The organism is Georgenia sp. Z1491 (genome assembly GCF_057652395.1).
Genome location: NZ_CM172729.1, coordinates 1,462,724 through 1,474,953 on the forward strand (window position 1 = coordinate 1,462,724; position 12,230 = coordinate 1,474,953).

The following is a 12,230-nucleotide window of genomic DNA, read 5'->3' on the forward strand; positions in this document are numbered from 1 at the left end:
ACCACGGTAGGGGCTATTACTTTCCGTGGCAACTCATTGCTACGCTCGGGTGATGGACAGCACCTCGGATCCGCGATGGCTCACGGCCGACGAGATGGCGACCTGGCTCTCGCTGTGGTCGACGATGACCTGGCTGCCCGCGCGCCTGGACGCTCAGCTGCGCAGGGACGGCGGCCTGAGCGCGAGCGAGTACCACGTGCTGTCGCAGGTCTCGATGGCGCCGGGGGGCTCCCGGCGCCTGAGCGAGGTAGCGGCGGCCGCCAACCTCACGCTGTCCCACCTCTCCCGGGTCGCCGACCGCATGGCGCGCGCGGGCTGGCTCGTGCGCAGCCCGGACCCGGCCGACGGCCGCTTCACGCTGGCGACGCTGACCGACGAGGGGATGCGCGTCGTCGAGGCAGCTGCCCCCGGGCACGTCGCCGCGGTGCGCGAGTACGTCTTCGACCGGCTCGACGCCGAGCAGGCGGTGGCGCTGGGGAAGGCGCTCGCCGTCATCGCGGACGCGGCCGGGCCGGCCCCGACGGCGAGGGACTGAGCCGGCCGGCGTCCCCCGCGCGTTCAGCCGACGACGACGAGCCCGGCGCCGGCCCCGATCACGCCGACGACCACCGAGATCCCGCCGGCCGCGATGCACCACCGCATCGCGTTCGGACGCTGCGGGTCGCGGCCGACCACGGAGAGGAAGAAGCCCAGCGGCATGAGGATCGCGCCGAGCAGCACACCGACGGACATCGTCTCCGCCCAGGCCGGCACGTCGGCGCCGCGCAGGTAGAGGCCGATGACGAGCCCGAGGATGACGAGGACCCCGGCGTGGGCGTGGCCGGCCCGGAAGTAGGTGCGCTGCAGCTCGTTGGCGGGTACCTGGCCGCCGACGACCCGCAGCAGGAACGCGCCACCGAACGCGATCGCGACCACGGTGAGCAGGACGATCCCGGCGTTGAGGTCGGTCATGATGAGGCCTTTCGTCGATGGGGCTGTCGCGCGGGCGTGCGGCGTGCCGTCGCACGGGGTGGGCAGGCCCGCGCGCGGCGCACGGCGTCGACGGTGCTCATCCCGGTGACCCGTAGAGCATCCCGGCGGCGCGCCGGACGAGGTCGAGGAGCTCGGGGGCGGGACGTCCGCCGGTGAGGTTGGCCCGCTCGAGGTTGCCCGTCAGGGCGAGCGTGGTGAGGCCGTGGACGAGCGACCAGCCGGCGACGACGGCGGCGTGCGCGTCCTCGACCCGCCCGTCCGCACCGAGCGCCTCGACGCCGGAGCGGAGCTCGCCGAACGCCCGGCCGCTCGCGCGTGCGAGCTCCGGGTCCTCCAGCAGGAGGTCCGGGGCGAACATCACGGCGAAGTGCGCCGGGTGGGAGGTGCCGTACCCGACGTAGGAGACGCCGACGTCGAGGAACGTCCCGCCGCCCTCACGGGTGGCGATCAGGGCGTCGGCGAGTCCGTCGAAGCCCTCGGTGGCGATGGCGGTCAGCAGGCCGTCGCGAGAGCCGAAGTGGTGGCGGGGTGCCGTGTGGGAGACGCCGATCGCGGCGGCGATCGCGCGCAGGGAGAGCTGCTCGGGGCCGGACGACGAGATGATCCTCAGGGCCTCGTCGATGACTGCTCGCCGGAGGTCGCCGTGGTGGTAGCTCGGGTGCATGGCCAGAACTTACCGCCGGTAAGTTGTCGCTGTAAAGATAGGTGCGCGTGCGCCGTCGGGTGGGCTCGAGCGACAGCCGGCAGCGGGAACGGCCACGGCCGTCGTCCCGTTGCGACGCCGAGGCCGGAGGAGGACGATCGCATGAGGAGGCGATCATGACCGGGTACCCGACCATCCGACTCACTGCGATCGATACGACCGACGTACGCGGGCTCGCCGACTTCTACCGCGAGCTCCTGGGCTACCGGTACCGACCCGGGGACGAGCCGCCGACCGGCGGTCCGGACAACGCCGACTGGCTCGTCCTGCAGGACGGCGCGGGGGCCGACCGGTTGGCGTTCCAGGAGGTCGAGCGTCTCGAGCGCACGACCTGGCCCTCCCACGACGTCCCGATGCAGATGCACCTCGACCTGACGGTCGCCGACCGTGACGAGCTCGAGCGACAACGTGGACGGGCAGAGGCGCTGGGCGCGGCGCTGATCATGGACCGGACGGACGACCCTGACGTGCCGCTCTACGTGCTCGCCGACCCGTCCGGGCACCCGTTCTGCATCCTCGTGTGGTGAGGCGGAGGTTGCTCGTCGACCTCCCCCGACCACTGCAGGGACACGATCGACGGCGAGCGGGCGACCGGGGTGCCGGGCCCCGCCGGATCACGCGTCCGCGCGCTCGCCGTCGAGCAGGAGGTCGTCCACGAGTCGCGGTGCTGCAGGGGAGGCGAGCGCGACGGTGCCGTTCGCGCGGGCGTCTCAGTCGGCCGCGAGGCCGCGGAGCACGAGGCCCGGAATCTCGGCCAGCATGGGTGCGAGGTCCGCGTCGAGGTCGCGTTCGAGGAGGGTGGTGGGGGCGTCGATGAGGTGCTCGACGAGCGAGACGGCGACGTCGAGCGGCATCCGACGCAGCTCGCCGGAGGCCATGCCGTCGCCGAGGATGCCCCGTAGGAGCGCCGAGTCCTCCTCGCTCACGACGAGGTAGACGGGGGTCCCCTTCGCGTCCCGGTGGGAGACGGCGATCTCGACGCCGGCCGAGATCTCCGGCCGGTGCGTGTCGAGGTGGTGCAGGTAGGCCTCGACGTAGGCCCGCAGCCGCGCCGTCGGGCCCTCGTGCGGCGCCACGGCTGCGGCGAGCGCGGTCTCGAGATGGCCGAACACGTGCTCGAGGACGTGCATGAGCAGCGCGTCGCGGGAGCCGAAGTAGTAGACGACCGCGCTCTTGGCGACGTCCGCGCGGCGGGCGATCTCGGCCAGCGACGCACGCGGGTAGCCCACCTCGTTGACGGCGGAGATCGCGCCGTCGAGGATCTGCCGGCGCCGCGCCGCGCCGGTGAACGTCTGGGTGGTCACGGGATCTATCCTGCTCGCTCGGCGAGCAGGAGCTCGTCGACCAGGCCCGGCGCGGCGCGCATGGCGAGGTCGACCGCCTCGTCCGCGGCGACGTCGGGGGCCTCGTAGGCGCCCCACCCGCCGGCGGTCATGGCGGAGACCGTGCTCAGCCCGAGCCGGCGCTGCAGCAGCGAGCGGCGCACGGCGATCGTGCTCACGGCGTCGCGGCGCAGCGCGGTCGTGGTGCGGGTCGTCAGCCCGGAGCGCACGACGAGGTGCTCGCCCGAGATCGCGTGCCCCAGGGCCCGGTAGGAGACGATCGCGCCGAGCAGCCCGACCGCCCAGGCCCCGACCGGCAGCCAGCCGACCCACGCGGGGACCGCGCCGGTGAGCACCGGCGTAGCCACCGCCCCCGCGACGACGGCGGCGAGGCCGGTCGCCCACAGGGCGCGCTGGACGAGGGCGGTGCGCGGGTGGCGGCGCAGGGGTGCGTCGAACGGCGACGGGTCGCCGAGCACCTGGCCCGCAACGCGGCGCGCCACGCCGATCGGCCCCCGGGGCAGGATCGCGGTCGGCTCGGACGGGTCCCACACGCTCAGCCCGGTCGTCACCACGTTGGTGTCCGCCATGCCGATGAGCCGGCCGAGCACCGGCTCGCCGATCGACAGCCCCCGCGTGCGCGCCTCGTCCCGGTTGACCTCGCGGGTGCTGAGCAGACCGCGGCGCGTGCGCAGGAAGCTCGTCCCCTCCGAGCGCACGCGGGCGAGCTCGAAGCGCCAGAAGCTCGTGAGGAAGTTGATGCCCATCCCGACCGCGCCCACCAGCCCGCCCGCGACTACCGCGAGCGCGATCCGCGCGATCAGGCCGAGCGAGGACCAGTCGACGAGCCGGCCGCCGATCTGGAGCAGGTCGACGCCGAACGTCAGCGCGAACCAGTACCCGCCCCAGAGCAGTCCCGCGGCCATGAGGTAGGCCCAGATGCTGAACAGGTGGTAGACCACCCACCACGCCCGGAAGGTCACGAGGATCGTCGTGCGGCCGTCGTCGGCGGTCGACGGATCGTCGTCGGTCACCGGTGCGTCGGCAGGCGATGGTTCGTCCGCGGGCTCCGGTTCGTCCGTGGGCGGCGGACCGTCGGGCACCTGCGGCGCCGGCCGGACCCGGGTGCGCAGGAGCTCCTCGCGCAGCCGCTCGGCGTCGGCGGTCGCGAGCGCGTCGAGACGCAGCGCGGACTCTCCCGCCGCCGCTTGCTGACCGGCGCCGATGGCGACGACCCGCAGCCCGCCGAGCCTGTGGTGGAGCCTCGCCTCGGTGTCGACGCTGCGGATGCGTTCGCGCCGGACCGTGCGGTGGCGACGCACGAGGACCCCGGTGCGGCGCTCGACGTGGGTCGGCGTCACCCGGTACCGCGTGAACGCCCACCGCACGAGGTCGGCCGCGGCGCCGACCACGCCGATCACGGCGATGAAGATGAACGGCCACAGGGTGCTCAGCTCGGGCCGGATGCCGAACGCGAGGGCGATCGGGACCGGCAGCGTGGAGACGAGGCTGCGCGCGAGGTCGACCCAGATCACGCGGTAGCTCAGCCGGTACCACGGGGTCGGGTCCGACGCCGGGGCGGCATCCGGATCGCCGGACGCCTCGTCCGTCGGCTCGCGGGTCGACGTCGTCGGGTCGACGCCGACCTCCGGCTGCGTCCCGTCCCACGCGGGGGCGGTCGTGACGCCGTCCGTCGTCGCGGGCCGGCGATCGTCGGGGGAGGACGGGTGCTCGCTCACGTGGCGTCACCCTCGGTGAGCTCGGCCGCCTTCGCCAGCCGCGTGGACGCCTCCTCGGCGACGGCGCGGTCGAGCCCCTGCACCTTGATCGCGCCGTAGGACGAGGCTGTGGTCACGCGCAGCGTCGACAGGCCGAGGAGCTGCTCGATCGGTCCGCGCACGGCGTCGACGGTCTGGATGCGCGAGACCGGGGAGACCCGCCACTCCTGCACGAGCCACCCGGTGGTGGCGTAGGCGGCGTGCTCGGTCAGCTCCCACCGGTGCACGCGGAAGCGCCACCACGGCTCGACGGCGACCCGGACGAGAAGCATCGCACCTGCCGCAACGGCGGGGGCCAGCAGCCACGGCCGCGCCGACTCCCACAGGCCGTACGCGACGAGGAGCGCCGTGAGTGCCGCGCCCCACACCGCGAGCGCCCGGAGCGCCCACATCGCTATGGCGCGGCGCTCGACGCCGTGGGCGGGCCGGCGGACGCGCGCGGCGTCGGCGCCGTCGCCGGGGTGGTCGTCGCTGGCGTTCATGAACCCTCCCGAAGTTGACCGATCGGTCCAAGTCTAGACCGATCGGTCAAGAGCGGTCGACGGCGAGGTCTCGAGCTGCGGGGACCTGCCCGGGCTGAGGGCTCAGGCCGTCCGGTGCCCGCCGGGCGTCGCCGCTCAGGCCGTCCGGGGCTTGCCGGCGGAGACGAGGGCGTTGTGCATGCCCGCCGCGACGTCGCCGGTGAACGTGACCTCGGGGTCCTCGAAGCCGACGTTCCGAAGGATGGTCAGGTACTCGCTGCGGGAGAGGGCGCCGGCGATGCAGCCTGCGAAGGAGCCCCGCTCGGCGCGCTCGGCGGCGCTGAGGTGGTCCTCCGCGACGACGTCGGAGATCGCGATCCGTCCCCCGGGTGTGAGGACCCGGAAGGTCTCGGCGAGGACCGCCGGCTTGTCGGTGGACAGGTTGACGACGCAGTTGGAGATCACGACGTCGACCGAGGCGTCGGCCACGGGCAGGTTCTCGATCTCGCCCTCGCGGATGTCGACGTTCGTGGCCCCGGCCGCCCGCACGTTGGACCGGGCGCGTTCGATCATCGCGGGTGTCATGTCGACGCCGATCGCGTGGCCCGTCGGGCCGACCTGGCGGGCCGCGAGGAGGATGTCGATGCCGGCCCCGGAGCCCAGGTCGAGCACCCGGTCGCCCGGCGCGATCTCGGCGATGGCGCCCGGGTTGCCGCATCCCAGTGAGAGCGCGATGGCGTCCGCGGGGAGGTCGACGAGGGCGGTCGCGTCGTAGAGCCCGGAACCGAAGGGGGGGTCGTCCTCGACAGGCCCGCAGCAGCCGGAGCCCGACGTCGCGACGGCGGAGTACCGCTCGCGGACCTGTTCGCGCAGCCCGGCGACCGGGGTGAGCGACAACGTGGTCGCGGTGCTCTCGGAGGTCGAGCCGCAACAGCCGCTCGCGGCTGCGCCGGTGGTGCTGCCGGCGGGGCTGCAGCAGGAGACCAGCTCGTCCGTCCCGCTCATGCGGACTCCCGTCATCGTGCGACAGCGCGAGGGCCGCGCCGCCCCAGGAACGTGTATCGACCCTGATCAATATAGACATCGGCGGTCCCCGGTGCGGTGGACGTCGTCGCGGGGGCGCTGGCTTCGGATCGCGACCAGCGAGTCGGCGAGTCCGTCGATGCCCTTGGTTGCGATAAGCCGTGAGCAGTTAGATGCCCATGACGAGTCGGATGCCGTCGGCGATCCTGGTGAGCAGGTAGGACGGTACCCGCCCGACCGGGTGCGACTCGATGAACTCCCGGCCGACAGGGCCGACCTGCGAGACGACGGCGACGGAGTCCTTCTCGAGCCCGGCGGCGTCGACAGGAATCAGTACGTTTCCCGGGAACGCGTCGAGGGCCACGTTCGAGGTCAGGGGAGTTACGAGAACTGTGGAGATCCTGGTGGCGAGCAACCAGTCCTCCTGCATGACGACGGCGGGGCGCCGCTTGGCGGGTTCGGAGCCGCGAGGAGAGCCGAAGTCGACCCAGACGACGTCGCCGTGCGAGATCACCAGTCGGTGCTCCTGAGCATCGTGCGCTCCGACTCGTCCAGGAACGGGCTGTCCGCGCCGGGTTGCCCGACTCGTTCGATCACCGAATCCGCCAGAGCCGTCAGCTCCGCCTCGCCCTCGAGCTCCTCGACCAGCCGTCGTCCGGCGCGCCGAAAGAACTGTGACCTGTTCATGCCGTGTCGCGCGGCCACTCGCTCGAAGCGCTCGAAGTCGCGGTCGGGGATAGAGATGGCGGTCTTCATGCACCCCAGTATAACCAGTAATACCGTTCGTTGGGCGTCCTGTGGACGAACAGCGCCCAAGGGCGGGCGGGAGGGCGAAACTGGCACGGACGATCCCGATCCGCCATATGTTCTAGGGCGGCGGTCCGTGATCGCATATCTCTTGGGGGCAGGATGACCGATCCGTTGGCGTTGCTCGAGTCCGAGGTGCGCGAGCTCGTGCGCAGGCGGGACATCGACCCCGCGCGCGAGCCCGACACCACCCGGACGCTGGCCGTCGCGGCCGCCGCGGAGTTCGAGGAACGCTCGACCCGGGGGCTCGTGCCCCCGCTGGCGGACGTCGACGCGGCGATCAAGCACGTGATGGACGCCGTCGTCGGCCTCGGACCGCTCCAGGCCCTGCTCGACGACCCGGAGGTCGAGGAGCTCTGGATCAACGAGCCGGGCAAGGTCTTCGCGGCTCGGCACGGTCGGGCCGAGCTCACCACCGTCTTGCTCGACACCCAGCAGGTGCGGGACCTCGTCGAACGCATGCTCCGCTCCAGCGGCCGACGGATCGACCTGTCCTCGCCGTTCGTCGACGCCGCGCTGCCCGGCGGTGAACGGCTGCACGTCGTCATCCCCGAGATCACGCGCGAGCACTGGGCGGTCAACATCCGCAAGTACCTCGTGCGGGCGCGGTCGCTCGACGACCTCGTCCAGCGGGGATCGCTCAGCCCGCACGCCGCCCGCGTGCTGGACGGCTCCGTCCGTGCCGGCCTCAACGTCCTCGTCTCGGGGGCGACCCAGGCCGGCAAGACGACGATGCTCGCCGCCCTGTGCGGGTCGATCCCGGCGACCCAGCGCGTGGTGACGGTCGAGGAGGTCTTCGAGCTCAACCTCGCCCGGCGCGACGTCGTGGCGATGCAGACCCGGCAGCCCAACCTCGAGGGCAGCGGCGAGATCCCGCTGCGCCGGCTCGTCAAGGAGTCGCTGCGGATGCGGCCGGACCGGATCATCGTCGGCGAGGTGCGCGAGGCCGAGGCGTTCGATCTCCTCGTCGCGCTCAACGCCGGCCTGCCCGGGGCGGCGACACTGCACGCCAACTCGGCGCGGGAGGCCGTCGCCAAGCTGTGCACGCTGCCGCTGCTCGCGGGGGAGAACGTCACGTCGGACTTCACCGTGCCGACGGTCGCCACCTCGGTCGACCTCGTCGTCCACCTCGACCTCGACCACACCGGGCGACGTACCGTCCGCGAGATCGTGCACGTCACGGGTCGGGTGGAAGGTGGCGTCGTGGAGACGTCGCGGATCTTCGAACGCCGCGGCGAGCGCCTCGTGCGCGCCAGCGGGCACATCGGGCCGGACCCGAGGTTCGACCGGGCGGGCCTCGACGTCGCCGCCCTGCTCGCCGAGTCCTGACCGTCGCGACATGAGGTCGCCCGGTCGGTCGGACACCTACGTGTCCGGTCCGCGAACGGGGTTGTGGAAACCGGCCCGCGGCCCCCGCCGTCGAACTACTCTCTCGATTGTGTCTCCGGACACCAGGACCATCAGCCAGGGGGGCGTCATGGCCGACGTGCAGGCCTCGCACGTGAACCGCACCGCGTGCGCGGGCGCGCGCCGGGCCGCCCGACGGCACCCCGGGACCGGCGGCTGACGTGGGCGTCGTCGCGGGTCTGCTGCTGGGGGCCGGACTGTGTCTCGTCTGGTTCTCGTTCTTCGAGCCGGCGGAGCGAGCCACCCGGACCGCCCGGTGGACGGACCACATCCAGGACGTGCTCACCCGGTCGGGCTCGCCGTCGGTGAGCCCGGCCTCGTTCCTCGCCGTGTCGACGGTGCTCGGTCTGGCGGTCCTCGTCGTTGTCCTCGCGCTGACCGGTGCGGCGCCGGTCGCGGTGGCCTTCGGCGTCATCGCCTCGGTCGCGCCGTGGCTCGTCGTCACCTCGAGGGCCCGGGCCCGGAGCACCCGGCTGCGTGAGGTCTGGCCCGACGTCATCGACGCGCTCGTCTCCGCCGTCCGCGCCGGGCGATCGCTGCCCGAGGCCGTCGGCACGCTCGCCGAGCGCGGCCCGGAGTCCGTCCGTCCGGAGTTCCGGCGGTTCGTCGCAGACCACCGCGCCACCGGCAACCTCGTCGTCTCGCTCGATCGTCTCAAGGCTCGGCTCGCCGACCCGGTGGCCGACCGCATCGTCGAGGCGCTCAAGCTCACCCGTGAGGTGGGCGGGTCCGACCTCACCCGGCTGCTGCGGGCCCTGGCACACATGCTGCGCGAGGACCAGCGCACGCGTGGGGAGCTCGAGGCTCGTCAGAGCTGGACCGTCAACGGCGCCCGGCTCGCCGTGGCCGCGCCCTGGGTCGTGCTCGCGCTCCTCGCTGGCCGCCCCGAGGCCGGGGAGGCGTACGGCACGAGCACCGGTGCCGTCGTTCTCGTCATCGGCGCCACCACCTCCGCGCTCGCGTACTGGCTCATGCTCCGGCTCGGTCGCCTGCCCGACGAGGCGCGGGTGCTGCGATGAGCCCAGCCATGTCCGGCGGCGTCGCCGGCCTGCTCCTCGCCGTCGGCGTGTGGGTCGTCGTCGCACGCCTCGGCGCCCGGCGTCCGCGGCTGGCCGACCGGCTCGCGCCCTACCTCGTCGAACGACCGACCTCGTCACGTCTGCTCGCGGAGGCACCCGCCCGCACGCCGCTGACCGTCGTCGAGCGACTCGTCGCCCCGGTGATCGACGACGTCGTGCCCGTGCTGGAGAAGCTCGGCTCGACCACGACGACCGTGCGCCGGCGCCTCGCCGAGGTCGGGTCGACGACGACCGTGGCCCAGTTCCGTACCGAGCAGATGGTCTGGGGGGCGATCGGGCTAGCGGCCGGGCTCGTCGTCGCCCTCACCGTGGGCGCCCTGCGCGATGCGCCCGCCCCGATCCTCCTGCTCGGTGTCGTGCTCTTCGGGGTCGGCGGCGCCGTCATGCGGGACACGCACCTCACCGCGCAGGTCGCGCGACGACGCGAACGGCTCGCGGCCGAGCTGCCGGACATCGCCGAGCTCATCGCGCTGTCCGTCGGCGCCGGCGAGGGGCTCGTGCCCGCGTTGGAGCGCGTGCAGACGGTGGCCCACGGAGCGGTCGCCGACGAGCTCCGGCGCACGCTCGCCGAGACGCGGGCGGGCGCCCCGATGATCGTCGCGCTCGAGAACCTCGCCGGCCGGACCGGCTCGCCCGCCCTGAGCAGGTTCGCCGATGCCGTCGCCGGCGCGGTCGAGCGTGGTACGCCGCTCGCCGAGGTGCTTCGAGCCCAGGCGCAGGACGCCCGCGAGACCACCCGTCGCGAGCTCATGGAGCTCGCCGGCAAGAAGGAGGTGGCGATGATGGTCCCGGTCGTCTTCTTCGTCCTGCCCACCACGGTCATGTTCGCCCTGTTCCCGGGGCTCGCAGCACTCCGGATGGGCCTATGACCGCAGATCCGTACCCCGATCCGACGACGCACACCACTTCGAGAGGCGACCGACATGCATCAGTTCCTGACCCTGCTGACCTGGCTGGGCGACCGGTTCCGCGACGACGACCCGGAGCGTGGCGACGTCCCGGGCTGGGTCATGGTCACGCTGATGACCGCGGGGCTGGTCATCATCATCTGGGCGATCGCGGAGACGCAGCTCGGCGAGCTCTTCCAGACCGCGATCGACCGCGTGCTCGGCGGCGGGAGCTAGTCCGACCAGAGCGGAGCGTCGTCGCGGGTGGTGCTGCCGCCGAGGACGATCGCGAGGACCCGGCGGCCGACGACACCGAGCGGGGCTCGGCCATCGTCGACTTCGTCCTCGTCTCGGCGCTGCTCCTGCTCCTCGTCGCGGCGGTGCTCCAGCTCGCGCTCCTGCTCCACGTGCGCAACACGCTCATCGACTCCGCGTCCGAGGGTGCCCGGCACGGTGCGCTCCTCGGTTCCGACCCCGCCGACGGTGCCGCCCGGACGGCCGACCTCATCCGGGCCGGCCTCGCGGACTCCTACGCCGAGGACGTCTCGGCCGACGTCGTCACCGCCGGCGGCGTCCCGCTCCTCCAGGTCCGCGTGCGCGCGCCGTTGCCTGTCGTGGGCCTGTTCGGCCCGGGCGGCGAGCTCGAGGTCGTCGGGCACGCCGCGCTGGAGGTGGAACCGTGAGCCACCCCCGCCCCTGCCGAAGTCCCAGAGCCCGTATCCGTCCCTCGCGCCGCCCCGAACGGGACCCGGAGGCCGGCAGCGCCGTCGTCGAGTACCTCGGCGTGGCCCTTCTGCTCCTGCTCCCGCTCATCTACGTCGTCGTGGCGATCAGCCGGATCCAGGCGGCGTCGTTCGCCGCGGAGGGGGCCGCGCGCGAGGCCGGGCGCATCGTCGCCCAGGCCGACAGCGAGGCCGCGGCCGCCGGCCCCGCGGCGTCAGCCGTCGAGCTGGCCTTCGCCGACCAGGGGTTCGACGTCGACGGCACCGAGGCGCTCGCCGTCACGTGCGCCGCCGACCCGTGCCACACCCCTGGCGCCCGGATCGACGTCGAGGTCGCCACGGCCGTCGCACTCCCGCTGCTCCCCGCCTCGATCGCGGGCGTGCCGACGTCGATGTCGGTGGAGTCCCGGCACCTCGTCATCGTCGAGGACCACCGGGGGACCGGGTGACGCCCGCCCCGGAGCAGGGTGAGCACCGCCGACGACCCGCACCCCGCACGACCAGTGCCGAGGAGGACCCCGAGGCGGGACGGATCATGGTGCTCGGCATCGGATTCCTCGTCGTCCTGGTCGCCCTGGTCCTCGTCATCATCTCGGTCTCGGCGATCCACCTCGACCGCAAGCGGGCCCTGGCCGCCGCCGACGCTGCTGCCTCCGCGGCGGCCGACGCCGTCGCGGAGGCTGCGTTCTACGCGGAGGAGCGCGACGCCCTGCTCACCGACGAGACGGTGCGTACCGAGGCGGCCGCCTACCTGCAGCAGCTGAACCTCACCTCGAGCGGCGGCATCCGCTCGGTGGAGTTCGGCGAGCCCACCGGCACAGAGGACGGCGAGACGGCCGTCGTCACCCTCGTCGCCGTCGTCGACCCGATGTTCGTCCCGGACCTGGTGAGCGACGCCGTCGGGCCGGTGACGATCACCGTCACCGGGCGCGCCCGGGCCATCGACGTCGAGAACGGGTAGCGCCCCCCGCCGGGGGCGGGGAAATGAGCTGTCCGGCTGAGCGATGATGGGAATCGGCTGTCCGCGTCCGGGTTCGACGTCGCGCTCGCAAGGTGCGCGCCGCGACGG

At 73.2% G+C, this 12,230-nt stretch carries 18 protein-coding genes; 9 read left to right on the forward strand and 9 right to left on the reverse strand.

The genetic code is table 11. The features are described from left to right. Nucleotides 1-52: 52 nt before the first annotated feature. The gene (locus AC24HA_RS06810) at nt 53-535 is read left to right on the forward strand and encodes a MarR family winged helix-turn-helix transcriptional regulator (RefSeq protein WP_425708200.1); all 483 of its coding nucleotides are present in this window, start codon (nt 53-55) and stop codon (nt 533-535) included. 23 nt (nt 536-558) lie between these two features. On the opposite strand, the gene AC24HA_RS06815 is transcribed toward AC24HA_RS06810, so the two are convergent. Further along, nucleotides 559-951, reverse strand: coding sequence for a hypothetical protein (locus AC24HA_RS06815; protein WP_425708199.1), 393 nt, complete (start codon nt 949-951; stop codon nt 559-561). Between the two features lie 97 nt (nt 952-1,048). Next, a complete protein-coding gene (locus AC24HA_RS06820; RefSeq protein ID WP_425708198.1) occupies nt 1,049-1,636 on the reverse strand; it encodes a TetR/AcrR family transcriptional regulator in 588 nt (195 codons plus the stop codon). A gap of 155 nt (nt 1,637-1,791) precedes the next feature. Between AC24HA_RS06820 and AC24HA_RS06825 the strand changes: the two genes are divergently transcribed. Beyond that, nucleotides 1,792-2,202 carry a VOC family protein gene (locus tag AC24HA_RS06825; protein ID WP_425708197.1) on the forward strand — a complete coding sequence of 137 codons (411 nt, stop codon included), beginning with the start codon at nt 1,792-1,794 and terminating at the stop codon, nt 2,200-2,202. A 183-nt stretch (nt 2,203-2,385) separates the two neighbouring features. Here AC24HA_RS06825 and AC24HA_RS06830 read toward each other — a convergent pair whose 3' ends face one another. The 6 genes from AC24HA_RS06830 to AC24HA_RS06855 all read right to left on the reverse strand — a co-directional run bounded on the left by AC24HA_RS06830 (nt 2,386) and on the right by AC24HA_RS06855 (nt 7,015). After that, on the reverse strand, nt 2,386-2,979 hold the full coding sequence (locus AC24HA_RS06830; protein WP_425708196.1) for a TetR/AcrR family transcriptional regulator: 594 nt from the start codon (nt 2,977-2,979) through the stop codon (nt 2,386-2,388). Nucleotides 2,980-2,984: 5 nt separating this feature from the next. Beyond that, nucleotides 2,985-4,736, reverse strand: a complete 1,752-nt coding sequence (locus tag AC24HA_RS06835; protein WP_425708195.1) for a PH domain-containing protein — start codon at nt 4,734-4,736, stop codon at nt 2,985-2,987. After that, the gene (locus AC24HA_RS06840; RefSeq protein WP_425708194.1) at nt 4,733-5,257 is read right to left on the reverse strand and encodes a PH domain-containing protein; all 525 of its coding nucleotides are present in this window, start codon (nt 5,255-5,257) and stop codon (nt 4,733-4,735) included. The genes AC24HA_RS06835 and AC24HA_RS06840 overlap by 4 nt, the downstream gene beginning before the upstream one ends. Nucleotides 5,258-5,392: 135 nt before the next feature. Further along, nucleotides 5,393-6,241 carry an arsenite methyltransferase gene (arsM, locus tag AC24HA_RS06845; RefSeq protein ID WP_425708193.1) on the reverse strand — a complete coding sequence of 283 codons (849 nt, stop codon included), beginning with the start codon at nt 6,239-6,241 and terminating at the stop codon, nt 5,393-5,395. 187 nt (nt 6,242-6,428) lie between these two features. Continuing rightward, nucleotides 6,429-6,773, reverse strand: a complete 345-nt coding sequence (locus tag AC24HA_RS06850) for a type II toxin-antitoxin system PemK/MazF family toxin (protein ID WP_425708192.1) — start codon at nt 6,771-6,773, stop codon at nt 6,429-6,431. Then, a complete protein-coding gene (locus AC24HA_RS06855) occupies nt 6,770-7,015 on the reverse strand; it encodes a ribbon-helix-helix domain-containing protein (RefSeq protein WP_425708191.1) in 246 nt (81 codons plus the stop codon). Before AC24HA_RS06855 ends, AC24HA_RS06850 begins: the two co-directional genes overlap by 4 nt. 153 nt (nt 7,016-7,168) lie before the next feature. Here AC24HA_RS06855 and AC24HA_RS06860 point away from each other — a divergent pair, with 153 nt between their 5' ends. The 4 genes from AC24HA_RS06860 to AC24HA_RS06875 all read left to right on the forward strand — a co-directional run bounded on the left by AC24HA_RS06860 (nt 7,169) and on the right by AC24HA_RS06875 (nt 10,676). After that, on the forward strand, nt 7,169-8,395 hold the full coding sequence (locus tag AC24HA_RS06860; RefSeq protein WP_425708190.1) for a TadA family conjugal transfer-associated ATPase: 1,227 nt from the start codon (nt 7,169-7,171) through the stop codon (nt 8,393-8,395). 239 nt (nt 8,396-8,634) lie between these two features. Continuing rightward, complete coding sequence (locus AC24HA_RS06865; RefSeq protein ID WP_425708189.1) at nt 8,635-9,492, forward strand: type II secretion system F family protein; 858 nt, start codon at nt 8,635-8,637, stop codon at nt 9,490-9,492. Further along, nucleotides 9,489-10,421, forward strand: a complete 933-nt coding sequence (locus tag AC24HA_RS06870) for a type II secretion system F family protein (protein ID WP_425708188.1) — start codon at nt 9,489-9,491, stop codon at nt 10,419-10,421. The genes AC24HA_RS06865 and AC24HA_RS06870 overlap by 4 nt, the downstream gene beginning before the upstream one ends. A gap of 54 nt (nt 10,422-10,475) precedes the next feature. Then, nucleotides 10,476-10,676: a hypothetical protein gene (locus AC24HA_RS06875; RefSeq protein ID WP_425708187.1), complete on the forward strand. Its 201-nt coding sequence runs from the start codon at nt 10,476-10,478 to the stop codon at nt 10,674-10,676. On the opposite strand, the gene AC24HA_RS06880 is transcribed toward AC24HA_RS06875, so the two are convergent. Continuing rightward, entirely contained in the window at nt 10,673-10,846 is a 174-nt protein-coding gene (locus tag AC24HA_RS06880; protein WP_425708186.1) for a hypothetical protein, read from the reverse strand. The two genes, AC24HA_RS06875 and AC24HA_RS06880, sit on opposite strands and share 4 nt — an antisense overlap. Here AC24HA_RS06880 and AC24HA_RS06885 point away from each other — a divergent pair. From AC24HA_RS06885 to AC24HA_RS06895, 3 genes are read left to right on the forward strand one after another with little or no spacing between them, the layout of a single operon-like run. Beyond that, nucleotides 10,820-11,122 (forward strand): pilus assembly protein, encoded by a 303-nt coding sequence (locus AC24HA_RS06885; protein ID WP_425708185.1) that lies wholly within the window; start codon nt 10,820-10,822, stop codon nt 11,120-11,122. The genes AC24HA_RS06880 and AC24HA_RS06885 overlap by 27 nt on opposite strands. After that, the gene (locus AC24HA_RS06890; protein WP_425708184.1) at nt 11,119-11,610 is read left to right on the forward strand and encodes a pilus assembly protein; all 492 of its coding nucleotides are present in this window, start codon (nt 11,119-11,121) and stop codon (nt 11,608-11,610) included. The genes AC24HA_RS06885 and AC24HA_RS06890 overlap by 4 nt, the downstream gene beginning before the upstream one ends. Beyond that, nucleotides 11,607-12,122, forward strand: coding sequence for a pilus assembly protein TadG-related protein (locus tag AC24HA_RS06895; protein ID WP_425708183.1), 516 nt, complete (start codon nt 11,607-11,609; stop codon nt 12,120-12,122). Before AC24HA_RS06890 ends, AC24HA_RS06895 begins: the two co-directional genes overlap by 4 nt. Nucleotides 12,123-12,230: the final 108 nt, after the last annotated feature.